The organism is Arthrobacter sp. Bi83, assembly GCF_918698095.1.
In the GTDB taxonomy this organism is placed as follows: Bacteria; Actinomycetota; Actinomycetes; order Actinomycetales; family Micrococcaceae; genus Arthrobacter.
Genome location: NZ_CAKKLY010000001.1, coordinates 49,631 through 72,316, shown reverse-complemented (window position 1 = coordinate 72,316; position 22,686 = coordinate 49,631). Strand labels below are relative to the sequence as shown.

General features: G+C 64.3%; 20 protein-coding genes. 3 read left to right on the top strand and 17 right to left on the bottom strand.

Annotated elements, in window-relative coordinates:
* Position 1: 1 nt before the first annotated feature.
* The 5 genes from LQ144_RS00350 to LQ144_RS00330 all read right to left on the bottom strand — a co-directional run bounded on the left by LQ144_RS00350 (position 2) and on the right by LQ144_RS00330 (position 6,856).
* Positions 2 to 1,033 (bottom strand): DUF4192 domain-containing protein, encoded by a 1,032-nt coding sequence (locus LQ144_RS00350; protein WP_230116588.1) that lies wholly within the window; start codon positions 1,031 to 1,033, stop codon positions 2 to 4.
* A 1,058-nt stretch (positions 1,034 to 2,091) separates the two neighbouring features.
* Entirely contained in the window at positions 2,092 to 3,414 is a 1,323-nt protein-coding gene (locus LQ144_RS00345) for an NtaA/DmoA family FMN-dependent monooxygenase (protein WP_230116587.1), read from the bottom strand.
* Positions 3,415 to 3,497: 83 nt separating this feature from the next.
* Entirely contained in the window at positions 3,498 to 4,826 is a 1,329-nt protein-coding gene (locus tag LQ144_RS00340) for an NtaA/DmoA family FMN-dependent monooxygenase (protein WP_230116586.1), read from the bottom strand.
* 3 nt (positions 4,827 to 4,829) lie between these two features.
* Complete coding sequence (locus LQ144_RS00335; protein ID WP_290369689.1) at positions 4,830 to 5,294, bottom strand: flavin reductase family protein; 465 nt, start codon at positions 5,292 to 5,294, stop codon at positions 4,830 to 4,832.
* A gap of 83 nt (positions 5,295 to 5,377) precedes the next feature.
* Positions 5,378 to 6,856 (bottom strand): MDR family MFS transporter, encoded by a 1,479-nt coding sequence (locus LQ144_RS00330; RefSeq protein WP_230116584.1) that lies wholly within the window; start codon positions 6,854 to 6,856, stop codon positions 5,378 to 5,380.
* A gap of 190 nt (positions 6,857 to 7,046) precedes the next feature.
* Here LQ144_RS00330 and LQ144_RS00325 point away from each other — a divergent pair, with 190 nt between their 5' ends.
* Both LQ144_RS00325 and LQ144_RS00320 read left to right on the top strand, forming a co-directional pair.
* Positions 7,047 to 7,670, top strand: a complete 624-nt coding sequence (locus LQ144_RS00325) for a TetR/AcrR family transcriptional regulator (protein ID WP_230116583.1) — start codon at positions 7,047 to 7,049, stop codon at positions 7,668 to 7,670.
* Complete coding sequence (locus LQ144_RS00320) at positions 7,573 to 8,424, top strand: NAD(P)-binding domain-containing protein (RefSeq protein ID WP_354962044.1); 852 nt, start codon at positions 7,573 to 7,575, stop codon at positions 8,422 to 8,424. Before LQ144_RS00325 ends, LQ144_RS00320 begins: the two co-directional genes overlap by 98 nt.
* A gap of 425 nt (positions 8,425 to 8,849) precedes the next feature.
* Here LQ144_RS00320 and LQ144_RS00315 read toward each other — a convergent pair whose 3' ends face one another.
* The 12 genes from LQ144_RS00315 to LQ144_RS00260 all read right to left on the bottom strand — a co-directional run bounded on the left by LQ144_RS00315 (position 8,850) and on the right by LQ144_RS00260 (position 21,615).
* Positions 8,850 to 10,199: a multidrug effflux MFS transporter gene (locus tag LQ144_RS00315; RefSeq protein ID WP_230116581.1), complete on the bottom strand. Its 1,350-nt coding sequence runs from the start codon at positions 10,197 to 10,199 to the stop codon at positions 8,850 to 8,852.
* A 146-nt stretch (positions 10,200 to 10,345) separates the two neighbouring features.
* Positions 10,346 to 11,113 (bottom strand): SDR family oxidoreductase, encoded by a 768-nt coding sequence (locus LQ144_RS00310; RefSeq protein ID WP_230116580.1) that lies wholly within the window; start codon positions 11,111 to 11,113, stop codon positions 10,346 to 10,348.
* 29 nt (positions 11,114 to 11,142) lie between these two features.
* Entirely contained in the window at positions 11,143 to 12,207 is a 1,065-nt protein-coding gene (locus LQ144_RS00305) for a M24 family metallopeptidase (RefSeq protein WP_230116579.1), read from the bottom strand.
* 69 nt (positions 12,208 to 12,276) lie between these two features.
* Positions 12,277 to 13,206: a polysaccharide deacetylase family protein gene (locus LQ144_RS00300; protein WP_230116578.1), complete on the bottom strand. Its 930-nt coding sequence runs from the start codon at positions 13,204 to 13,206 to the stop codon at positions 12,277 to 12,279.
* Positions 13,206 to 13,991, bottom strand: coding sequence for an SDR family oxidoreductase (locus tag LQ144_RS00295; RefSeq protein ID WP_230116577.1), 786 nt, complete (start codon positions 13,989 to 13,991; stop codon positions 13,206 to 13,208). The genes LQ144_RS00300 and LQ144_RS00295 overlap by 1 nt, the downstream gene beginning before the upstream one ends.
* Before the next feature lie 90 nt (positions 13,992 to 14,081).
* Entirely contained in the window at positions 14,082 to 15,038 is a 957-nt protein-coding gene (locus LQ144_RS00290) for a nucleoside hydrolase (protein ID WP_230116576.1), read from the bottom strand.
* A 60-nt stretch (positions 15,039 to 15,098) separates the two neighbouring features.
* Positions 15,099 to 16,046, bottom strand: a complete 948-nt coding sequence (locus LQ144_RS00285) for a carbohydrate ABC transporter permease (protein ID WP_230116575.1) — start codon at positions 16,044 to 16,046, stop codon at positions 15,099 to 15,101.
* A 1-nt stretch (position 16,047) separates the two neighbouring features.
* Positions 16,048 to 16,962: a sugar ABC transporter permease gene (locus LQ144_RS00280; RefSeq protein WP_230116574.1), complete on the bottom strand. Its 915-nt coding sequence runs from the start codon at positions 16,960 to 16,962 to the stop codon at positions 16,048 to 16,050.
* 15 nt (positions 16,963 to 16,977) lie between these two features.
* Positions 16,978 to 18,333, bottom strand: a complete 1,356-nt coding sequence (locus tag LQ144_RS00275; RefSeq protein ID WP_230116573.1) for an extracellular solute-binding protein — start codon at positions 18,331 to 18,333, stop codon at positions 16,978 to 16,980.
* Between the two features lie 110 nt (positions 18,334 to 18,443).
* Positions 18,444 to 19,406 carry a nucleoside hydrolase gene (locus LQ144_RS00270; RefSeq protein ID WP_230116572.1) on the bottom strand — a complete coding sequence of 321 codons (963 nt, stop codon included), beginning with the start codon at positions 19,404 to 19,406 and terminating at the stop codon, positions 18,444 to 18,446.
* Positions 19,403 to 20,902 (bottom strand): amidohydrolase family protein, encoded by a 1,500-nt coding sequence (locus LQ144_RS00265; RefSeq protein ID WP_230116571.1) that lies wholly within the window; start codon positions 20,900 to 20,902, stop codon positions 19,403 to 19,405. Before LQ144_RS00265 ends, LQ144_RS00270 begins: the two co-directional genes overlap by 4 nt.
* On the bottom strand, positions 20,899 to 21,615 hold the full coding sequence (locus tag LQ144_RS00260; RefSeq protein WP_230116570.1) for an FCD domain-containing protein: 717 nt from the start codon (positions 21,613 to 21,615) through the stop codon (positions 20,899 to 20,901). Before LQ144_RS00260 ends, LQ144_RS00265 begins: the two co-directional genes overlap by 4 nt.
* A gap of 83 nt (positions 21,616 to 21,698) precedes the next feature.
* On the opposite strand from LQ144_RS00260, the gene LQ144_RS00255 reads away from it, so the two are divergent.
* The gene (locus LQ144_RS00255; RefSeq protein ID WP_230116569.1) at positions 21,699 to 22,652 is read left to right on the top strand and encodes an NAD(P)-dependent oxidoreductase; all 954 of its coding nucleotides are present in this window, start codon (positions 21,699 to 21,701) and stop codon (positions 22,650 to 22,652) included.
* Positions 22,653 to 22,686: the final 34 nt, after the last annotated feature.

Sequence of the window (22,686 nt, the reverse complement as noted above, 5' to 3'; positions counted from 1 at the left end):
CTTATGACGCTTCGAGGCCCCAGGGCCGGAAGGCCCGGTTCTTGTCCATGTTCCAGCCGGCGACCATTCCGGAGCCGATCATGAGGTCGCTGAGCCTGGCCAAACTATAGGCGGGGTCTGCTTCGAGGGCGAGTTGCAGGAATTGGTGGGCTTTGCTGCCTCGGCCTTCCCACCAGTTGACGAAGGCGATGGCGGTGAGGATGGGGGCCGAGTGTTTGGTGCTGCTGTGCGTGTAAGCGTGGAGCAGCAGCTGTTGTGCCCATTCGACGCGGGACCACTGAGGGTCGCCGTGCGTTTGGGCCAGGAGAACCCGGTCCATGGGTTCGTCAATTCCTGGGATATCGGCCACGAGTTGGTCCCGGATGGCGGGGGCTTGGAAGTTGGCAATGAGGCTGATGGTCTGGTCGTCGTCCGGATAGGAGATCGCGTCCAACATGCCGTCCCAGAGCGTCCTGGCTTGCTCGAGGGCCTCGCCCGGGTTCATCCTGTGGATTGACTTTACTCGGTCGTCGACGGCATCCGCTGTGCGGCCTTCTTTTGTGGAGGCCGGCAGGGTGATGCGGTTGGTCGGTGCGATGGTGCTGCCGCGGTAGACGAATTCGGCGTTGATCTGGCTGGTCTGGGTCGCCTTCAGCGGGAGTGTCAGTCCGTCCTGGGGATCGCCGTCGTACTGGGAAACGGTTTTGTCTCCGACGAGGAGCCCGTCACGGATGCTCATTCCGCGTTCGGCCAGCGCGCACGTTAGGGCTGCGATGGTTGCTGCGTGCGGTTTGGGCTGCCCGGGTTTTTGTGGCTCGGAGGTGTATACGGCGAAGAGCACGCTGGCGGCGCTGGCGTCGTGGGCGAGGTAGTCGGCCACTGTGCGGGCGTAGCTGAGTCCGCCCTCGCGGGTGGGGAGGTCGACTCTGAGTGTTGCGCCGATGCGGTTGGCGTCTAGCGTGATGCACACGAGGCTTTCCTGCGGCCAGAACCCGAGGGTGTGCCCGACGAAACTGAGGACGTCGGCCGGGGTTTTGATGGTGAGCGGTTCCATGTTCCTTCTCCTTCAGCGACTGGCGGGCACCGGATGTGTCTGTCAGATTTCGGCGTCGTTCTGATACACGGAGTCACCGCTGGGTTTGAGGGTCCGGAGTGCAACTTGGGGGACCGGGAGCGATCCAAAGTTCCGTGAGGAAATAAGCGACGGAGAAGCGCCGAACGAAACTTTGGACCGAACCCGGCGCATGGCGCCCTGGTTGCGCGGAGGACCGGCCCAGCGATGATGGGAATCAGAGTGACAAACAGCGAAGTTGCTTCTGGTGGTTCATGGAGGTGGGGGAGCGGGGCGGCATGACGCGTTAAAGTGCCACACGTCGGCACGAATTCTTCTGCGTGCGCTGGGCTTTCACTGGGTCCGTTGGGTGCCGGTTCGGCGTCGGGGCGTGTCTGTGACGGCGACGTGCTTCGACCCTCACCGACAGCACCGTTCGGTTAAGAGAAGGTGCTGTCGGTCAAAGGCTTAACAATGAGCCGGAATTCGGATGCCGTCCGTAACCATGTATGCGTAAAGGCATACGAGCGGTGGCCGACTTGCCGTGAAACATGAGCGCGACATTCATCGGGGGGAAGCAGCGGCTGCCCGAGCCCGCCGAGCTGCTGCCCGGGCTCGCCGTGGACGACGGCGAGAGGTGAGCGCGGACCTCGACGCGGCGATAAAGGCCAGCAGACTAAGCCATCTCACCGCCGTCTCCGGCAAGATTAATTGAAGAATTATATGGGTCAAGAATCGGGCACTTTCGCACATTTCCGCAGGTCAAAGCCGTTCTGCTACCCATCTCCGGCTGATAGTTTGTGACCACCAATGTTCAATTTTGAGGTAGTCGATGTGCCGATGAGACTTCAATAGGTCGCGAACTTCTGCTCACCGGCATCGGGCCGCGGCCCTTGAGAGTCGCACCGTGGGGGAGAGGAGCAGTCCACCGTCGGCGCATACTGGTGGTCAATGAACCGGCAGCGCGGCAGAAACCAGCCCCCTTTCAGACCGCTCCCATGCCATGTCAATAGATGAGCCGATAAAGGAATCGTCGATCGCGAAGTCGGCGGTGATCCGCATCACCGTATTACGCGCGGGTCGACTCCATATTGGGCTGGGGTGTTCAAATGATCGCGCAGGGTGGCTCCGTTATAGTCCCGGTGGAACAGACCTCGGTCTTGGAGGATCGGCACGACGCCGTCGACGAAGGCATCGACTCCGCCGTCATAGATGTCCGGGGATACCCAGAAGCCGTCGACAGCCTCTGCCTCAAACCATTCCTGCATGTGGTCGGCGGCTTCAGCTGCCGGGCCGACGATGACGGGGTGGTAGTCGATGACGCCGTGCGCGAGTACGTCGCGGACGGTCCAGCCTTCACGCGCGATCTTCAGTGCGTGGATCGAGCGGGGGTCGGCCCGTGATGGTCGAGCTTCGGATAACTGCGCAGCGGAGAGTGGTTCATCGAGGCGTGCGGGATCAAGGTACAGGCCGAGCATCCGCCCGAGATACGCCGCGCGTTGAGGGAACGTTCGTCCGCTCAGCGTGATGCGGCGATCGAGGCCTCCTCGTTTATCGGCGGTGATCGTCGTCATCAGGCCGGCGAAGAACTTGATCTCGTCCGGGTTCCGTCCGGCGCGTTCGGCTGCTTCCCGGAACGCGGCACGCTGTGCCCGCGCATCGTCGATCGTGAAGGCCGCGCCGATGACGGCGTTGGCCCAGCGTCCGGCGAACTCGTGGGCGTTCGGACTGCCTCCGGCGTGGAAGATGACGGGTTGCCCCTGCTCAGAGGGAGGAATGTACAGGGGCCCGCGGGAGGCGACGTATTCGCCACCAAGGTTGATCGGGGCGACCTGCTCCGGGTCGGCGAAGCGGCCCGTGGCCTTGTCGTGTACCCAGGCGGTCTGGCCCCAGCTGCCCCAGAGAGCCTGCACGAGCTGGACTGTCTCGTGTGCTCTTCCGTAGCGTTCCGGGCTGGACGGAATATGTTGGCCGTAGTTGGCGGCGACGTCTTCGCCGCTGGACGTGACGGCGTTCCATCCCGTCCGTCCGTGACTCAGGACGTCGAGTGCTTTGAACTGTCGGGCGAGGTTGAATGGTTCGTTGAAGGTGGTGGAGCCGGTTGCTACGAGGCCGATCTGGCTGGTTTCGCGGGCGACCGCTGCCAAGGTGACCATGACGTCGAGGTTGAAATTGGGTGGCTCGTTCGCGATGTCGCCGACGTGGGTGGGGCCGTCGGGGAGGAACAGGAATTGGAGTTTTCCGCGTTCGGCGGCTTGGGCGTGCCGAACTTTCGCGTCGAAGCTCGTATAGCTTGTGGGATCGACTCCTGGGGCGCGCCAGGCGCCAGGCAAGTTTCCGTACCCGTTACCCAAGTGCAGGCCGATGAGCATCTGTCTGGTCATGATGTTTTCTCTCCGTGTGTAAATCTGAGCTGTCGTTGCTGTCGAGTGCGCTCTAGGTGTGGGCCGTGTAGGCGGACCCGTTGTTAGGGAGTCCGAGGTCGGCGCTGCAGGCCGTACTGGTGGTCGATGCCGAGATTTTCGCGGAGGGTCTCGCCTTCGTACTCGGTGCGGAACAGGCCGCGCTGCTGCAGGATCGGAATGACTCCGTCGACAAAGGACTCCATGCCCTCGGGAATAACACCGGGGATGACTAAGAAGCCGTCCGCGGCATCAGCTTCGAACCATTCCTGCAGGTGATCGGCGATCACCTCGGGGGGACCGATAGGGGAAGGGTGGTAGTCGATGACGGCGTGGTGGAGTACCTGACGCGCCGTCCAGCCTTCCTTGGCGACCTCAAGCGCTCTGGGCGACCGCGGGTCACCAGGATTGGCGTACGCAACGGCCAACTGATCCACACTCAACGGGGCGTCGAGGTCCATTGGCCCCAACGGCAGGCCGAGGAGCTGGCCGAGATGGCGCACTTGCTGCGCGATGTCGGGTTCGATCAGCTTTCCGCGTCGAGCAAGAGCCTGCGCGTGGGTCGGCGCGATGGTGGGCATCACCCCGACGAAGAACTTGACATCGTCAGGGCTGCGACCGGCAGATTCGGCGGCGTGGCGCACTGCTGAGCGCTGGTGCCGGGCCTCCTCGATAGTGAAGACCTCACTGATCAGGATGTCGGCGTAGCGGCCGGCGAAGGCGAGGCTGTGCGGGCTCGCGCCGGCGTGGGCCATGACCGGCTGGCCCTGCTTGGACGGCGGGATCTCGAGTGGGCCGCGGGAGGAGACGTAAGTTCCTCTGAGGTTCACGGGCGAGATTTTGGACAGGTCGGTGATCCTCCGGGACTGCTGGTCGCCGGTCCAGGCATCCTCTTCCCAGCTCCCCCAGAGCGCCTGGACGATCTGAACGACCTCGTCGGCGCGGGCATAGCGGGTGTCACGGTCCTCGATCGCGCGCCCGAAGTTCGCGGCGGCCTGAGGTGAGGAGGTGGTCACGGCGTTCCAGCCTATGCGCCCGCCGGAAACGACGTCGAGTGACTTGAGCACGCGAGCGATGTTGTAGGGCTCCTGGAAGGTGGCGCTGACCGTGGTGACGAGACCGATCCGCTCGGTAGCCAGGGCGATGGCGGTGGCCACGATGGTCGGCTCGAGGGTCTGGTTCGGCGCGTGCGCCTCACTGCGCTGGGTCTGCGCGAGGAAGTCGCCCTGGAAAAGGAAATCGAACTTCCCACGTTCGGCGGCCTGAGCGCCGCGCACCAGGGCGTGAATGTTGTCGTAATCCTGGGGATCGACCCCGGGATCCAACCACGCGTAAGGGCTGGCGCCGTAGGGAGTGCCACTTGCTGCGGCCAGATGCATCTTCTTACGGGACATCGTCTACTCTCTCTCGCGCTGGATCGTAGCGACCTGGCGGTTGTAAAAGGTCAAGGGGCCCATGTCGTCGAAGCGCTCGTGATCGATGACTTCGAAGAGTACGAGCTCGTGGTCACCAGCCGGCACGTGCTGGTGGGGCCGAACGACGAAGGTGGCTGCCGCCTGCGGCAGGGTGCGTGCCTGGGCGGTGGCGTGATCTAGAGCGATGCCGTCGAGCCGGGCCGGGCCGGACAGGCGAAACTGAGACACGAGGGCGAGGTGGGACTCTCCCAGAATCGTGATACCCAACTCCTGCGCTTGGCGAAGCCGGGGCCAGGTGGTCGAGGTATGGGTAAAGGCCATGGAGACGAGTGGCGGTTCCAGAGAAACGCTGGTGAAGGAGTTCGCGAGCATCGCCTCGTTCTGGCCGTTGACCTCGGCGGCAATAAGTGCCATCCCGGTGGGGTAGGCGGCGAAGGAGTGACGCATAGTAGCGGCTGACGAGGTTTGCACTGTCGATATCTTCCCTATCGGATGATCGAGGTTGTTTCGGAGCAGACGGGGGGTGATGCTCAGTGCCCGACGGGCACCGGGGCACCGCTGGAGGCGGGCTTGCGGATGAAGAATGCGAGCGGGATTGCGATAAGCGAGAGGACCGCTCCACAGACGAACGCGGCGTGGATGCCGTCGGCCGTGGCCGCGACGACGCTGGCCCCGTCTTCGATTCGCCGTGTCGATGTCGCGGTCATCACCGTGAAAAACACCGCGATGCCGACCGCGCCGGCGAGCTGCTGCACGGTGCTGACCGTGGCGCTGCCGTGGGAGTAGAACCGCGGGCCGAGCGATGCGAGCCCCGAGGTGAACAACGGGGTGAATGTGAGGGCCAGGCCGATACTTAGCACGATGTGGGCGACGAGGACCGTGACGATGCTCGAACCAGCGCCCAGCGTCGTCATGAACCACAGCGCACCGCTCACGATGATCGAGCCCGGAACAACGAGCACGGTCGGGCCGACTTTGTCATAGAGGCGCCCGACGAACGGCGCGAGGACCCCCATCACAAGTCCGCCGGGCAGCATCAGCAAGCCGGTGGTCAGGGCATCGAGTTCGAGCACGTTCTGCGTGTAGATCGGCAGCAGGGTGAGAGTGCCAAACCATATGGTCGTGTAGATCGCGATCACCGCTATAGCGAGCGTGAAGCCCGAGCTCGTGAAGGTGCGCAGGTCAAGCAATGCGCGGTCTGTGCGTTGCAGCTGCAACTGGCGCAGGATGAAAAGCGCGATGCCTGCTGCGCCAAGGGCGAGGGGCGCCCAGCTGGTCGGGCTGGAGATTCCTGCCTCGGTCTCGCCGATGTGACTGAGGCCAAAAACGAGCCCGCCGAAGCCGATGGCCGAAAGAACGACCGACACGTAATCGAGCGGGGTCTTGCGCGGCTCGCTGACGTTGGGAATGCGCAGGACCCCGACCACGAGAGCAAGTACGGCGACCGGCAGCACGATGATGAACATCCAGCGCCAGCTCAGCGCGCTCAGGATGAGGCCCGACACGGTCGGGCCGACCGCGGGGGCGACAGAGATCACGATCGAGACGTTGCCCATCACGCGTCCGCGTCGCTCTGCGGGGACGAGGGTGAACACGGTGGTGAAAAGCAGGGGGATCATGATCGCTGTACCCAAGGCCTGCACAACACGCGCGGCGACCAGGACCTCAAAGCCGGGCGCGATGGCCGCGATGAGTGTGCCGACACTGAAAAACGACATGGCGCTGACGAAGACCGCGCGGGTACTGACGCGCTGCAGCAGGAAGCCGGTGATCGGAATCACGACCGCCATCGTAAGGAGGAAGGCGGTGGTGAGCCACTGCGCCGCGCTTGCCTCGATGTCGAAATCGTCCATGAGGTGAGGAAGTGCGACGCTCATGATCGTCTCGTTCAGGATCACGACAAACGTTGATGCAAGCAGTACCCCGATCACGAGCCGATTGCGCGCGTCGACCTCCTGCCGGTGAGAATGCGTCACCTGAGGAAGCGATGCGGTGGAGGTATCTGACATAGCTACATTCCGTTCATTGAGAGGTTGATTGGGGGCGACGACACCCGGTTATCACAGTGGGTCGACCGAGCCGGACTGTGGGGACACACCATCGATCACCTGCAGTGTGCTCTATAGTGGAGAGTGTCTCCTCCTAGGCGTACGACTATACGGAGACGCTCCCCGTTTTGTCAAAAGTGAGGCAACCGTTATGTCCAGGACCGCTACGAGCGGTGCCCGCGCCCCGCGGGCTGATGCCCGACGCAATCGAGATCACATCCTCGACACCGCCGAGCAGTACTTTTCCAAGCACGGAGTGGGCGGCTCGCTCGACGCGATCGCGAAACAAGCAGGCGTCGGCGCGGGAACCCTGTACCGGCATTTCCCCAACCGGGAAGCTCTGCTCGCGGCCTTGCTCGCCGCGCGCGATGAGGCTCTGATGTCCCGCCGGGACGAGCTCCGCACCAAGGCGGCAAACGCAGCCGACGCACTCGACGGCTGGCTTGACGCGCTGACCGAGTGGGCAGGCGCGTTCGACGGGCTGCCCGACCCCCTCCGCGCTGCGGCGGCCACCAGCACATCCCCGCTCGCAGTTACGTGCGAAGGATTCATCACAACAACCGAGGAATTCCTGCACGCCGCACAACGAGACGGAAGTGCCCGCAAGGAGATCCGGGCACGGGATCTCTTCTTGGTGGCACTGGCCACGAGCTGGGTCCGCGGAGCGGCTTTGGCCGATGGCGCATCCGCCGCGGCCCTGGCCGGTATCACCAGGAACGGGTGGGAACTGGACCCGTCCCACACACGCGGGGTGTCACCGACAACCGCCGACTAGAACGTCACACCATATGAGACGGATAGACACCATTAAGGAGAACACCATGAGCCGAATCGGAATCATTGGCAGCGGATCGATCGGAACCGCCGTAGCCCGACTGGCCGTCGCCGCCGGCTACGAGGTCCTCATCGCAAACTCGCGAGGACCGGAGACACTTGCCGGCCTGATCGAAGAGCTCGGCCCTCGGGCGCAGGCCGGCGACGTCCGCGCCGCAGTTGAGTTCGGCGACATCCCGGTCCTGGCGGTGCCGCTGGCCGCCTACCCGAACCTGCCTGTGGAGGCCTTCGCCGGGAAGACGATGCTCTCCACCGGGAACTACTACCCCCACCGTGAAGGCCGCATCGAGCAGCTGGACTCCCTCGAGAGCACGACCGCCGAGTACGAGCAGTCGCTCCTTCCGAACACGGTGATCGTCAAGGCCTTCAACAACATCCTCTTCCACCACATCCCGAACCTCGCGCATTCCACTCCCCGGACCGCGCTGGCACTCGCCGGTGACGACGACGAGGCCAAGACGCGGGTCGCGGCGATCGTGGACGCCCTCGGCTTCGACACCGTCGACGCCGGAACGCTCGCTGAGTCATGGCGCTTCGAACCGGACTCCGGTGCCTACACGCCGATCTACGCCGCCGACCTGGAAGGCATGAAGCGGGATTACCTCGCTGACCCCGGAGCGCCTGTCTCCGCAGAACGCCTCTGGGAGCTACTCGCCGCCTCACACCGCCCCGACGTCGCCGCGCGACAGTTCTGACCGCGACCCACCCCGGCACTGGCGCATTCTGCGGGAGTCAGGTCTCGTCAGGCAGGAGGCGCAGGGAAACAGGCACCCAAATTGACTCCGCCGCGAACAACTCGATCTACGCTTTCCCGGACTCCTGGCACTCGTCCTCGACGAATCGACTCAGGAATCAAAATGGACCCAGCTGCCGAACTTGGTTCGTGGGACACCAGGGCCCTCACTCGTTCTGGAGCTATCGATTCGGCAGGCGTCTGGTCAACACCGTATGGGGTCAATCCGGGTTATCCACGGCTGGAACGTGGGAGCCAATGGGGTAGCTCCCTCGGCAGCAGTCGCAGTGGATAACCCATCAGAATTGTCCCCGACTGTGGGCAGGCGAGCGGGGTGCGTAGACGGTGTCTGCTCAAACTCCCGATGCTGGGCACTTTTACGACTGGTCAACGCTCGGACGGCGGCCGTGCGGCCGTAGGCGATGAATTCTCGCCTGTACTCAGGGTCGAGTCGGGCTCGGTCGCGGTACGCGGAGGGGCGAAGCGAAACGGCTCAATGCTATACGGCCAGGATTGCTCACACCCGCCACGTCCGTCATCCCACAGGGATCCGCGGTGAATTGCCGTGGTTAGCAAGAGCATGGCGAGGCCTGTCGCTGCTGTCATGAGCAGCGCCATGGGAATGGCGGTGTCTGCGCCGCCAAGCCCTGATAGGGGAGTAGCTGCGGCGCCGAAGATGAACTGGGTGAACCCCAGCCCCGCCGCGCCGCTGCCGGAAACATGCCGGACAGCCTCGAGAGCGAGGGCGGTCAAGTTCCCCTGAATGAAGCCCATAGTGCTGACTGTGAGCCAGATCGGTAAGGCAAGGTACCAGCGGGGGACGGGGAGGACCGCGATTATGAGGACCAACACGCTGAACCCGAGTGCGGCCGGTACTGCGATCTTCACGATTCGGAGCGGCCCTGTTGAACGCGCGAGACGCGAAGCCACGTATGCCGAGGAGATCATCCCCGCCGCATTGATCCCGAAGGCTATCCCGAACTGCAAGGCGGTGAATCCCATGACTTCCTGGTACACGAAGCTCGACGCGGAAACGTACCCAATCATGGCCGCGAACGTCGTGCCGAAGAGTAGGACGAACAGACGATAGCTTGGCACCTGCATCACTTGCCCGAGCCCGCCGATGAGGCTTGCGGTACGCCTCGCCTCGGCCGGCCGCGTCTCACGGAGGACCAGGGCGACGGCGCCCATCATGATTGCGAAGAGCCCGGCGAGGGCCCACATGAGGCCTCGCCAGCCTATTGGGCCCTCCAGGAGGGCCCCGATCGAAGGGGCAAGGACCGGCGCGACTCCGCCGATTGTCCCCATGAGGCCCATTATCCGGGCCGTTTCTGGACCTCGGGTGAGATCCACGAGTATGGCCTGACCAATGACGAGACCGGCTGCGGCGCCGAGTCCCTGCGCAAGGCGAGCTGCTATCAGCACCTCGATCGAGGGCGCGAGGGCGGCGATCACCGATGCCCCGATTGCGAGGACGTTGCCGAACAGGAGAGGAACGATCCGCCCGAAGCGATCGGAAAGCGCGCCGAAGCACAGCTGCCCGCAGGCCAAGCCGAGGAAGAACCCTGTGAGTGTGAGCTGCACTTCGGACGCGGTCGCCCCGTAGTCCCCCTGCACCCGCGGGAACGCGGGAATGTATAAGTCCGTGGACATTGGCCCGGCCGTTTGGAGGAAGGCCAGCACGAGGAGCCACCCCGTGCTGAGGCTGCATGCGCGATTCGCGGTGGGCTGAGGCATGACGGCGGTCCTTTTGTCGGTCAATGGGCTGAGGGGGCGCGTCGGTGTGGCCCGGTATGGCAAATTGGGAGCTCGCGGGGAGAGCCTCAGCACTAAGGGGTTCTTCGAAAACTAACTCGGCGGTTGACTGGCGGATGCGGTGCGGCTCAGGCGACGGGCATGTGGACGGTGAGTCCTCCGTCCACGATCAGCTGCTGTCCGGTGATGTAGCTGGCGGCTTCTGAGGCGAGGAAGTTGATCGCGGCGGCGACCTCCTCGGGCCGGCCCACCCTCCCGGCTGGAATGCTGGCGCCGGCGCGTCCGAGGCCTTGGCGGCCGAAGGAGTTGATTTCATCCTGGGTCTGGGCTGTGTCGATCACGCCGGGAATCACGGAGTTGACCCGAATGCCGCGGGGCGCCAGTTCTACTGCGAGGGCTTTGCAGAGGCCCAGGACACCTGCTTTGGCGGCGGTGTAGTGGGCATGCTCTGGCCAGCCGTACACGCCTCCGGAGATGGAGGAGACACCGACTAGCGCGCCGTCATTTCCCATCCGGGCTGCGGCGCTTCGGAAGACCCGCATCACTCCGGTGAGGTCGACGGACATCAGGTCGTCCCACGCCTCGTCGGTGAGATCTGGGAGCGGGTGCCGGCGCACTATGCCGGCGTTGGCGACGGCGATGTCGAGCCGTCCCCACTCGTCCAAGGCGCGTTGGGCGAAGCGCTCTGTCTCTTGGGCGGATCTGACGTCGAGTTCGTGGACGACGGCTTCCCCGCCGTTCTCCTTGACGCGGGCGACTGTTTCGTAGGGGTCGTGCGGGTCACCGGGGAACCAGCCGATGACTGACCTGATTCCGGCCCGCGCGAATGCGACGGCTGTCTGCTGGCCGATACCGCTTGCGGCTCCGGTGATGATGGCGCTCTTCAGCGTTGACATTTTTCTCCAATCCGCCCGCCGGGGCAGTCTTAGTGAGCAGGGATTTGGTGCAGATGATGGGGGAAATCGGTGAACGGTTTGGGGCCGTCGGCTGCGACTACGAACGTGTTTGCGACGGCCACGGCGGCCGCCCGGTCTCCGGAGGAAACAGAGGGATGGAGGGCATAGGTGTCTCCAGCCCGCACCGATTCCTCCTCGCTCGCTTCGATGAGGGTGTGGCCTTCGTCGACCCCCGTGCTGTGGCCCAGACCTATCGTCGGGTGCCCAACACGGCCGATCGCCGCGGTGAGCGATTGGGCGATGCTCTGGATCTGTGCGCCCTCCCTGAGTAGGGATGCTCCTTCCGATAGGGCTGAGATGGCCGTCAAGGCCAGCTTCCTGCGCCCGTCGCTGACCTCGCCGGCGAGGAACACGGCCCCGAGCTCGGCCCAGTGTCCGCTCGATCCTGCGGTTTCGGCGAAGGCTGTGACCACGGAGCCTTCCGCTATGGGTTCGGTAGTGGGGTGCTGACCGCGGAATACGCCCGCGCATACGTGGACGACGTCGATCCGGGAACCCTGGCGTTTCAGCTGGGATGTGACGGCGGCGGCCGCCTGTTGCTCGGTGTCGCCGACGCGGACGACCTGGCCGAATGCTTCCAGCGCCCTTTGTGCCCTGTGCACGGCTTCGCCCAGTGCCTGCACGTCGTCTTGGTCGGTCCAGCGTCTCACTTCTGAGAGCAGTGGTGCGCTGTCGTGCGGCTCCGCGCCCAGGAGGCGTACCAGCCGGCGGTAGTCTGCGTACGGGAGCCCGGCGGCCGTCGGGGCGACGATCCCGACCGCCCCGACTGAACGCCCGATGACGGTCTCGAAGTAGGCCTCCCGCCCGATGCCGGATGCCGCTGCCACGAGGGCCCCCGGCGCTGGGTCATCGGCATGGATTGCCTGGGCGGCGACGGTGCTGGGGGCAATGATCACCGGCGCTTCTCCTTGGCGGATGACCGCGTAGAGGCCCTTGTTGCTGGGCAGGTGGCCTGTGAGGTACGTGAAGGGGCCGTAGTTCGAGAGTGCACCGAGGCCGTAGACGATCAGGGAATCGACCCGATCCTGATCCATCGCCCGCCAGACCCGTTCCCACCGCCTTGGGAGTATGCTGCCGGCGACCTCTGGGGCCCGCGTACGCATCTAGTCGCCCACTACGCTTGCTCGGGGGAACGATTCGCCGTGCTGAAGCCACCACTGGGCAATGTCTGTCCGACGTGCGAACCAGACCCCGCCTTTGGACTGGGCATGGATCAGAAAATCCCGCAGCGCCGAGGTTCGGGCCGCCTGCCCGACGAGGCGGGGGTGCAGCCCGATCGACATCATCTTCGGGAAGCCACGATCGCCCTCGAGCCACAGCTCGTCGAAGGCGCGCCGGATGTAGTCGTAGAACTCGGCCGGGTTCTTCGACCCTTGCGAGTCGTTGTACGTCTGGGAGTAGGGAACCACGAGGTGCTTTCGCCCCTGAACCGTGGTGAAGTAGGGCAGGTCGTCGTTGTAGGCATCGCAATCGAAGTCGAAGCCCCCCTCCGCGGCGACGAGCTCCCGGGTGTTGACCGAGGGCCCGTACCGGCAGTACCAGCCGGTCGGCCGCGACCCCCAGGTAGATTCGAATGACTTGACGGCCAATCGGATGTGCTCGCGTTCCTCCTCCCGGCTCAGCCGCCAGTGCTCCTCCCAACGCCATCCGTGGGAGACGAGGTCGTGGCCCATGTTGCTCGCCGCCCGGGCGACCTCCGGGTTCTTCTCGAACGCCACGGCGCAGCCGAAGAAGGTGCAATTGACGCCGAACTCGTCGAAGAGCCGCAGGAGCCTCCAGACTCCGGCGCGGCTTCCGTACTCGTACATCGATTCTTGGGCGAGGTCGCGGACTCCGGCAGGGAATCGGTATCCCGAGTCGCCGAGGATGTCGTTCTCCCCGTCGCCGGAAGCGTAGGAGTATTCGGAGCCCTCTTCGTAGTTGACGACGATGTTGACGGCGATCTTCGCCCCGTCCGGCCAGGTGACCTTGGGCTGGAGCCTTCCATATCCTATGAGGTCGCGTTCCGGGCCGTTCGTCAAGGTGTGCGCCATCAGTAGGCCAACCATCCGCCGTCGACGGGCAGGTTGTGGCCTGAGACGAACGTGCAGTCGTCGGAGGAGAGGAACAGGACGGCTCCGGCGACATCTTCGGGCCTGCCGAGCCGGGGGTATGGGGTGCGGGACCGTGAGTAGGCAAGCACGGGGTCGCTCATGTCGATCTCCCCTGGGTGAGTGCCGGTGATGATCCGTCCGGGCGCGACCCCGTTGATCAGGATTCCGTGTTGGGCGTAATCGACGGCGAGCTGCCTTGTCATCTGGATCATGCCGCCCTTGCTCACCGCGTAGGCGAAGAAGTTGGGGGGCCCGATGAAGCCTTGTTGGGATGCGATGTTGACAATGCGGCCCCGGACTTCGCCGATCGGGTCTTGGGCGATCATCTGCTGGATGGCGCGTTTACAGCTGAGGAACTGGCCCCGGAGGTTAACATCCATGACCTTGTCCCAGTCCTCTTCTGAAGTGTCAAGGACCGAGGAGGAGAAGACGACGCCGGCGTTGTTCACGAGGATGTCGAGGCGGCCGAACTCGTCGACGGTCCGGGCAATAAGCGCGTCGATGTCCTGGGCCTTGGAGACATCTGTCTGCTGGTAGACCGCGGTCCCGCCCTCCTGTTGGATCGCAGTTACCGTGGGGACAGCTTCCTCGCCGCTCCAGATGGGCTCCTCGCGGATGTCGCTGACGACCACCGATGCGCCTTCTCTGGCGAAGCGGAGGGCGATGGCGCGTCCGATGCCGGATGCGGCGCCGGTGACTATTGCGGTGCGGCCGGAGAGACGCATGTGTGTACCTTTCGGTTGACGGTTGGGTGGGTCCGTGCGGCGGGGCCGGCCGTAGCGTGGCCGGCCCCGCTTTCATTCACAAGGCGCTGTTCAGGACTTGCTGACCGTCTTGATCGCATCGATGATGAGGTCCCAGAACGCGTCGAAGTCGAGCTCGGTGGCTGCGAGGTTGTTGAACGGCAGGCCGTACGCGCCGAGGAAGTCGGTGACGGTTTCGCCGTAGGTCCACTTCCCTGCCGTCTCGACCGTGATGAATGCCTTCTCGGCCTTGACGATGTCCGCGCTGATAACCCGGGCCACGGCGCAGGCGTCGTGGATGGGCGGGTACGGCATCTTCCAGACGGAGTCGTAGTTTGCTCCAAAGAAGTCGAGCCATTCGTCCACGACGCGTGAGATGTCGGTGTCGATGGCGCGGATGCGCTCCCTGATCTCGGGGGTCGCGACGGCCTGGTGGGTCAGGTCGAGTCCGACCATGGTGACCTGCCAGTCAGCGTTGAAGACCGCGGCCGCGGCCTCGGCGTCGGCGAGGATGTTGAATTCGGCCGCCGGTGTCACATTGCCCTGGGTGTAGGCGCCGCCCATGAGGACGACTTCCTTGACCCGGGTAACGATCTCGGGCTGAAGACGCATCGCCAGGGCGATGTTGGTCAAAGGCCCGGTCGGGACGAGGGTATATTCCCCGGGCTCTCCGGCCATGACGAGGTCGATGATGAGCTGGGCTGCATGACGCGGGTCAAGCTCCATCGCCGGTTCGGGCAGGACGGGCCCGTCCAGCCCGGACTCGCCGTGCACGGACCCTGCGATGGAATCGGCGTCGGTGATTTGGTCGCGGACGAGCGGGAACTCGGCGCCGGCGGCGATCGGGATGTCAGTGGCGCCGACCAGGGTTGCCACCCTCAGAGTGTTGTAGGTGGTCTTGGACAGGATCTGGTTGCCGGCGACCGAGGTGATCGCGGCCAGTTCGATCTCGGGGTTGCCCTTGGCGAGCAGGATGGCGATTGCATCGTCGTGACCGGGGTCAACGTCGAGGATGATCTTCTTCGGCATGTGTTTCTCCTTCATGGATGGGTGTACTAGAGGTGCATCAGGCCTTGGGGGCCTGATGGGTCATTTGAGGCCGGTGCGGGCCAGTCCTGGCAGGAACAGGCGCTGCAGGAAGAGGAAGAGGATGATGAGCGGGGCTGTGGCCACTGAGGCACCGGCGAAGGTCAGGCCCCAGTTGGGCAGAGCGCCGGGGGAGACTGACTGGGCTACGGCAACCTGAACCAGGGTGTTCTCCTGACTCTGGATAACCACAAGGGGCCAGAGGAATGCGTTCCAGGAGAAGAGGAAGATCATCAGGATGAAGGTGATGAGGTCGACCCTCACAACCGGCAGGATGACCGACCAGAAAACCCGGAAGTGCCCCGCCCCGTCGATCTTCGCGGCTTCATCAAGTTCGACGGGGACGCTTTCGAACGACTGGCGGAGCAGGAAGAGCCCGAACGCGCTGGCAATCCACGGAAGGCCCACGGAGACCAGGGTGTCCTGGAGGTTCATCGTTGAGATGAGCTGGTAAAGGGGAACGACGAGGGCCTCGGCGGGGAGCATGAAGGTCGCGAGGATGATCGCGAAGATCACGCCCCGCCCGCGGAATTTGATGCGAGTCAGTGCATAGGCTGCCGTGGTGCACAGTACCAGTGAGCAGACCACCTGGAAGGCGGCGACGAACGCGGAGTTCAGCAGCGCCCTGCCGACCCCCCGGTCCATAAAGAGCTCACGGACGTTCTCGAACGTGGTCTCAAGAGGAACGAACGTCTTCCAGCTGAGCGGCTTGATGTCGTCGAATATGGCGGCCTGGGTCTTCAGTCCCGAGATGAACATCCATTCGTAGGGCAGGAGGAAGACTGCGATGATCAGCAGGATAACTGCTGTCGTCCAGACTCGCCGCCAGATCCGCCGTGTTGAGGGGTGCTTGGAACCTATGGGCGGACCGGACGGGCCATGGGACCCGGGTGCCGGTGCATCGGGGAGTTCGAGCTGGTCGGGAACTGCAGTGGAGAATGAGCGAGACATGTCAGTAATCCCATCGGGTGCGCAGGAGCCGCATCTGGACCAGGCTGACCGTGATGGCACCAAGGAGCAAGACGATCGACATCGCGGAAGCATAGCCGGGCTGCTGCAGTGTAAATGCTGACTTGTAGATCTGATAGACGAACAGGTTCGTGGTGCCTTCCGGGGCCCCCTGCGTCATCACGTATGCAGGAGTAAAGGACTGCAAGGCGAAGACGGTCGTGACGACGACGACCATCACAGTGGTCCGTGAAAGCAGCGGGACGACGACGAGCAGCAGACGCTTGACGGGTCCTGCACCGTCCAGCAAGGAAGCCTCCATGACGTCTCCCGGCAGGGACTGCAAGCCGCCCAGGTAGAGGATTGTCGCCATGCCAAGCTGCTGCCACACACTCATGATGATGATCGATGGCAGGGCGGTGCTGGCATCGGTAAGGAAAGAGACCGGCTGGAACCCGAGGCTCTGCACGATCGCGTTGACGAGCCCCTGATTAGCCAGAAGGAAGTTCCACAGGGTGGCGACGACAACTGAAGACGTCACCACTGGCAGGAACACCGCCGTTCGGAGGAAGCCCCGTGCGGGAAGGTTCTGGTTCAGGTATATCGCCATGAGGAATGCCAGCGGGATGACCAGGGCCACCATGCCGACAGCGAAGAGCAAGGTCACGCCGATCGACTGCATGGCGATGGGGTCGTTGAACAAGCGGGTGAAGTTTCCCCATCCTACAAACTTCGCGATGTCGGGGTTCGCGAGGCTGTAGCTGTAGAAACTGTCCCGGATGAGGATAGCCACGGGGCCGAATTGGAAGATTACGAGGAGGATCAGGAAGGGGGCCAGGAATGCGGCCGCGGCGAGTGCGTCCCCCCGCGACCGCTTCCGGGACCCTCTGCTGACGCCTCGTGAGGTCATGGTGGTCATGATGAGGAATACCTCCTACTGCGACAGCAGCGGCGTCAGCTGTGAGACAGCCTGGTCGAGCTGTGACTTGGGATCGCTACCGTAGGCGATGTTCTTCAGCGCCTCCTCGACGATCTGGCTGTACTGCGAGAAGTGAGTTGTCGGCGGGCGCGGTGCGCCTCGTTCCTGGAGCTGCTTGTAGAACATGCTCTGCGGCGCCTGGTGGAACTCCGGGAGACCCTCGTACACGGAGTTCAGGGTCGGCATGCGCAGGGTGTCCTTCGCATACTGCTTAGCCAGGTCTCCGCTGCTGAGCGCAACGACGAACTTCGCAGCCTGGTCCTTGTACTTGGACTTCGCCGACGCGCCGATCGAGATGGCTCCGGTGTGGACGATCGGGGTCTTTATGTACGGCAGCGGGCTGTTCCCCCACTTGAAGGGCACCTTGGCCTCTTTCAGGGCGTCCACCTGAGCTGTGGGGAACATTTCGAAGCACGCCTTGCCGTCGAGGAAGGCGTTGGGGCGGCCAGTCACCGACGTCACGGCTTTGGGGCCCTTGTAGAGGGACTGGTAGAACGTGGCTGCGTCAACTGCCTCCGGCGTGTTCAGCCAGCCGTCCACCGCGTTCCCATCGGGGGAGATCGCATAGAAGGTCTTGTAAGCCGAGGAGTCTTTGGGTGCCTTCGGATCCCCGTTGCTCCGCAGGAACAGCAGGTCGCTGTAGATGGGGCCCGGAGTTCCGGAGCCCAGCTGGGTGGGGGCGAGACCGTAGACCGTCGGGTTCCCGGGGGTGCCCTGCTGGCACTTCAGCATCGCGTCGCGGGCCTGCTCCCACGTCCACGTCTTGTCCAGAGTGGTGGGGACTTCGATCCCGGCCTTGTCGGTCAGGGTCTTGTTGTAGTAGAGGCTCAGCACATCCTGTTGGATGCCCATCGTGTAGACCTTGCCGTCGTAGCTGCCCTCCGTGAGCGTCGCAGGGAGGACATCGTCCTTCCACCCCGCAGGGAGGTGGTCGTCCAGCGGCAGGAGGATGCCCTGCGCCGCGTAGTTCGCGGTGTTGGGCATGTCGTAGCCGTAGATGTCCGGGGCGTTCGAGGATGCGCTGAGGACGCTCACCTTGTCGGCGTACTGTCCGAACGGGACGTCCGTGACGTCGAACTTCACGCAGCCGTTGGTCTTGGTCGTGTAGGCCGAGAGCTGCTGATCCGTCGGGAGTTGCCCCGTCGCACGCAGGACCTTGAGGGTGGCAGGACCGCCGTCGCAGCCTTGGGCGTTAGAGTTGCCGCCCGAGTTCCCTGGGGAACAGCCGACGAGGGTCAGCGCCGCCGTGGCCAAGGCCGCGGTTACCGCGACGCCCCGGCGGTGCCGGGTTAGAATTGGGAAGTCACGCATGTGAGATCTCATCTCCTGAGGGGATTGCGCATTGCGCTGTTGATGGGTTGTCTTTCTTGTTCGCGGCATCGTTGAGGCCGATGCCGTGAGCTGGATGGCCCGTGCCGGTGTCAGCGGGCTGGGCCTGAGGCGGCGATTACGCCGTGAAGGAGAGAGCCGAAGCGTTGAGCATCGGCGTCGAGCGCCACATAGGCGTTCGGCTTGTGCCCGCTGCGCCCCGCCACATCCACCACCGTCTTCCCGAAGGTGAGCGGGCTCACCGTGTCCACGGCGACGTGGTAGGGAGCGATGTCGATCACTTCGGGGTCGAGCAGATAGGCGATGCAGAGCGCGTCGTGGATTGGCGCTGTGTCCACCTCGTCCATGGGTTGGGTTTCGTTGTAGCCGCGGATCCGCTGGGCAATGAGTTCGGCCGCTGCCGCACCGACCGGACCGAGTTCCCTCAGCCGTGCGATCTGCCCGAGGGAGACGTTGGCCCGGTGAGTGGCGTCGAGCGGGACCAGGACGAGGCGTTCGAAGCCGGCCCGGAACACGACATCTGCGGCGACCGGGTCGTGCCAGATGTTGGCTTCCGCCGACGGGGTGACGTTGCCAAGCGCGTGGGCCCCTCCCATGATGACGATCTCGTCGACCGCATCGACGATGGACGGGTCGAGGGTGATGGCCGCGGCGATGTTGGTCAGCGGGGCGACGGGGACGAGGGTGATCGGTTCGGTCGCTGCCCGCAGTGTCTCGACAAGCCACTCGACTGCGCCGGGTTCGGCCTGTCGTTCGCTGGTCCTGGGGATGGGGAATTCGTGGGGATGGATCGCCTCACGTGCGCTGTCGACATGGTCTTCGAAGATGAAGGGGATCGGCGCGAAAGGCCGGTCCAGGCCCCGACGAACGGGCACGTCGTCCCGCCCGAGCAGGTCAAGGACCCGGAGCGTATTCTCGGTCGTCTCGTCGGTGCCGTGGTTTCCCCACACTGTCGTGCATCCAATCAGGTCGATCTCCCGTGCGAGGCCGGCCATCATGACCGCGATCGCATCGTCGGTACCGGTGTCGACGTCGAGGACTACCTTCCTCTTCATGTAAGTACCTCCTTTGTGGCGTAATCGGTCGTGCTGGGCGCGTCGCGGGCCCACAGACCCGCGGCCGCCTGCGGCGGCAACGCCGGGTCGGAGTCGATACGGGCCCGCGCGTGGAGGAACCGTCCAACGGGGCCGGGATCGTGGAATCCGTCGGAGTCGACGACGACGTTGCCCTTGCTGATCACAGCTGTCGGCCACCCGGTGAAGGTCATGCCTTCGTAGGGGGAGTAGTCGGAGTTCATATGGTGCCCTGCCGCGGTGATGGCCTTGGTCAGGCCGGGATCGAAGACGACGATGTCGGCGTCGGAGCCTGGGCCGATCCACCCCTTAGCGCTGAGGCCATTGAGGCGGGCGGGATTGGTCGAGAAGAGCGCGACGAAGCTCTCGACGCTCATGCCCTGCTGCACCACAAGGGTGTCGAACGAGACCGTGAGCCGGCTCTCGGCACCGGGGAGACCGTTCGGCATCGAGCGCATGTCATGGGAGTGCTTGGCCTTCTGCTCCCGGGAATAGCAGCAGTGGTCCGATCCGATCGTGTGGACCAGCCCGTCGCCTACCAGCGCGCGCAGATTCTTCACGGTGTCCGCAGAACGCAGCGGCGGGCAGCACACGAACAGCTCGGGATGCTCGCCCTCGTAGACCGTGTCGTCGAGAGTAAGGTAGTGCGGGCACGTCTCCGAGTACGCCCGGACCCCCCTGCTGCGCGCATCGGCAACGAGGTCGACGGCCTCCGGCGTCGTCTGATGGACGAAATACACTGACGCCCCGGTCTTCTCCGCAAGTTCGAGCGAACGGACGACGGCGGCAGCCTCGGCCGCCTCGGGCCGGGATTCCGGATGGAAGCGGGCGTGCTCCCGCCCCTCTCGTACCGCCTTTTCCTGCGTGTCCTCGATGAGGTGGTTCTCCTCAGCGTGGATGATCGCCATTCCGCCGAGGGTTTCGAGCTCGCGCATGACGTTCTCGATCGTCTCAAAACTGGCCATCACGCCATCGCGGTAGGTGGTGAACATTTTGACAGTCAGTACGCCGAGCTCGGCCATGGCCTTGAGCTGTGCCTTTGTCGTGGAGTCCCAGTTGATGACGGCACCGTGGATCGCCACATCCGTACGGCAGCGATCGAGCAGCTTGAGCTTCTCGTGCAGGGCCTCAAGCGGCGCCTGGCCCGGGTCGGGGATGGCAAAGTCGATGATCGTTGTCGTCCCTCCCCATAGGGCGGCGATGCCCGCCTGCTCGTGGTCATCGAGCATGGAGAACTCGCCGAGGACCTGCCCGACGTGGCAATGGGGGTCAACGCCGCCGGGCAGGACGAGTATGCCTGTCGCATCGACGATCCGCCGTGCAGGCGGAAGCGGCTGATCGGCCCCGATGACGTCAACGACTCGCCCGTCCTTGACCAGGACAGATCCCTGGCGGGAGCCGCCTGCGTTCACGATTAGCCCGTTGGCGACGATCAGGTCATATGTGGTGTGACCATCAGTGGCGAGGTCGGGCTTCATAGCTCACGTCCCCCCATGAACAAGGTGCGGTCGAGGCCGCCGAGATGCTTCTGCATCGTCTCGCAGGAGAGGGGGCCGTCGCCGCCGCGCACGGCGTCGAGGATGGCCCTGTGCTCATCGACCTGGCGCTGCCGCGCAGCGATGGCGGGCATCGCCTGCTGGTTCACGAGCGCCCACAGGGGGTGCTGCTCGGTGTTGACGAGCTGGCTGATGACATCCGCAAGGAGGGCGTTCCCGCACCCCGGAGCAAGATCGGCATGGAAGCGCAGACCCAAGGTGACGAATTCGGCGACCTTCGACGGGTCCTCGACCACGCGCTGCTGCTCGTCGATGTAGTTGTCGAGCAGTTCGATCCGCTCGGGCGTGATCCGCTTCGCTGCCAGGCTCACCGCGACAGGCTCGATCGCCCATCGGGTCTCGATGAGCTCGCGGGGCGGAACGTCCAGCGGAGAGCCGTGCTCGCCCCCGAGGCGGACCCTGCTCTGCCGGACGAACGTGCCGTCCCCGTGCCTCACCTCGATAGCCCCGATCAGCTCCAGCGCGAGAAACGCCTCCCGTGCGGTCGGCCGGGACACCCCGAACTGCGCCGCGATCTCGTTGTGGGCAGGAAGCCTTTCATTGGGCGCGTACTTTTCCGTGGCGATCGCTGTCAGGATTTCCTGGGCGACGGAAAGATACCGGCGCTGCTTCCCTGACTCATCTGAACTCTGCATACTTAGACTATAGACGTCTAACATGTGACGCACAAGACATATGATCACTTAAGTCCAGCAGCCCTCATCGAAGGAGCGGAAGCATGAAAGTACTAGTCCCAACGACCATCCAACTCGATCGTCTGCAGCCCCACGAGTTCGTCGAGTACGACGTGAGGGCCGCGATTCCAAAGGAACACCGAGACGCAGAGGTCCTGGTCGTTTGGCAGAATCCGGTCGACGCCCTGGACCGAGCAGCCACTGAACTGAACGGGCTGAAGCTGGTCCAGACCCTGGCCTCCGGAGCGGACACGATCCTCGACGCCGGCTTCGTCCCGTCCGCCGCCGTGTGCTCGGGCCGTTCCCTGCATGACGGGCCCGTCGCAGAGCACGTCCTCGCACTCACGCTCGCCACCGTCAGGCGGCTCGACCGCCTCATCGACGCCCAACGCCGGATGCACTGGGACGAGGAGTACATGAGGGAGCAGACAGCCGAGGGCAGCCGAGGCCTCTTCACACTGGACCGCGCCAAAGTAACGATCTGGGGCTTCGGATCGATCGCTGCCAGGCTCGCGCCGCTACTGACCCAACTCGGGGCCGACGTCGAGGGAATAGGCAGGCGTACTGAGTTCAAGAACGGATATCGCATCACCGCCAGCACGGATGCGCCCGGGCTCCTGGACTCGACAGACGTCCTGATCTCACTGGTCCCCGCTGGAGACCCGAACACCGGCCTCTTCGGCAGGACCATATTCAGAGCGCTCAAGCCCGGCGCCATATTCATCAACGCTGGACGAGGCACGACAGTCGACGAAAGCGCCCTGCTCGAAGCGCTTCGCAGCGGCGTGCTCCGGGCCGCGGCGCTCGACGTCGTCGTGACCGAGCCCCTCCCCGCGGACTCGCCCCTGTGGGGGACGGAGAACCTGATCATCACGCCCCATGTGGCCGGCAACCGCCCGCAGGCAGCCTCGCGGCTACTCGAGCGGAACCTGGACGCGCTCCGCACAGGAGCACCGCTGTTGAACGAGGTCCGTCCGGCCTCGACGGCGCGAGTTTGAGCAACACCAGAACCCCAAAAAAACGAGGAGAACT

Coding starts and splice junctions, on each gene's coding strand:
- LQ144_RS00320 (WP_354962044.1), top strand. CDS start 7,573: ATGGCGCATCCGCCGCGGCCCTGGCCGGTATCACCAGGAACGGGTGGG.
- LQ144_RS00330 (WP_230116584.1), bottom strand. CDS start 6,856: ATGTCAGATACCTCCACCGCATCGCTTCCTCAGGTGACGCATTCTCAC.
- LQ144_RS00335 (WP_290369689.1), bottom strand. CDS start 5,294: ATGCGTCACTCCTTCGCCGCCTACCCCACCGGGATGGCACTTATTGCC.
- LQ144_RS00325 (WP_230116583.1), top strand. CDS start 7,047: ATGTCCAGGACCGCTACGAGCGGTGCCCGCGCCCCGCGGGCTGATGCC.
- LQ144_RS00265 (WP_230116571.1), bottom strand. CDS start 20,902: ATGAAGCCCGACCTCGCCACTGATGGTCACACCACATATGACCTGATC.
- LQ144_RS00275 (WP_230116573.1), bottom strand. CDS start 18,333: ATGCGTGACTTCCCAATTCTAACCCGGCACCGCCGGGGCGTCGCGGTA.
- LQ144_RS00295 (WP_230116577.1), bottom strand. CDS start 13,991: ATGCGTCTCTCCGGCCGCACCGCAATAGTCACCGGCGCCGCATCCGGC.
- LQ144_RS00285 (WP_230116575.1), bottom strand. CDS start 16,046: ATGTCTCGCTCATTCTCCACTGCAGTTCCCGACCAGCTCGAACTCCCC.
- LQ144_RS00315 (WP_230116581.1), bottom strand. CDS start 10,199: ATGCCTCAGCCCACCGCGAATCGCGCATGCAGCCTCAGCACGGGGTGG.
- LQ144_RS00350 (WP_230116588.1), bottom strand. CDS start 1,033: ATGGAACCGCTCACCATCAAAACCCCGGCCGACGTCCTCAGTTTCGTC.
- LQ144_RS00345 (WP_230116587.1), bottom strand. CDS start 3,414: ATGACCAGACAGATGCTCATCGGCCTGCACTTGGGTAACGGGTACGGA.
- LQ144_RS00290 (WP_230116576.1), bottom strand. CDS start 15,038: ATGCCGAAGAAGATCATCCTCGACGTTGACCCCGGTCACGACGATGCA.
- LQ144_RS00310 (WP_230116580.1), bottom strand. CDS start 11,113: ATGTCAACGCTGAAGAGCGCCATCATCACCGGAGCCGCAAGCGGTATC.
- LQ144_RS00260 (WP_230116570.1), bottom strand. CDS start 21,615: ATGCAGAGTTCAGATGAGTCAGGGAAGCAGCGCCGGTATCTTTCCGTC.
- LQ144_RS00280 (WP_230116574.1), bottom strand. CDS start 16,962: ATGACCACCATGACCTCACGAGGCGTCAGCAGAGGGTCCCGGAAGCGG.
- LQ144_RS00305 (WP_230116579.1), bottom strand. CDS start 12,207: ATGGATCAGGATCGGGTCGATTCCCTGATCGTCTACGGCCTCGGTGCA.
- LQ144_RS00270 (WP_230116572.1), bottom strand. CDS start 19,406: ATGAAGAGGAAGGTAGTCCTCGACGTCGACACCGGTACCGACGATGCG.
- LQ144_RS00255 (WP_230116569.1), top strand. CDS start 21,699: ATGAAAGTACTAGTCCCAACGACCATCCAACTCGATCGTCTGCAGCCC.
- LQ144_RS00340 (WP_230116586.1), bottom strand. CDS start 4,826: ATGTCCCGTAAGAAGATGCATCTGGCCGCAGCAAGTGGCACTCCCTAC.
- LQ144_RS00300 (WP_230116578.1), bottom strand. CDS start 13,206: ATGGCGCACACCTTGACGAACGGCCCGGAACGCGACCTCATAGGATAT.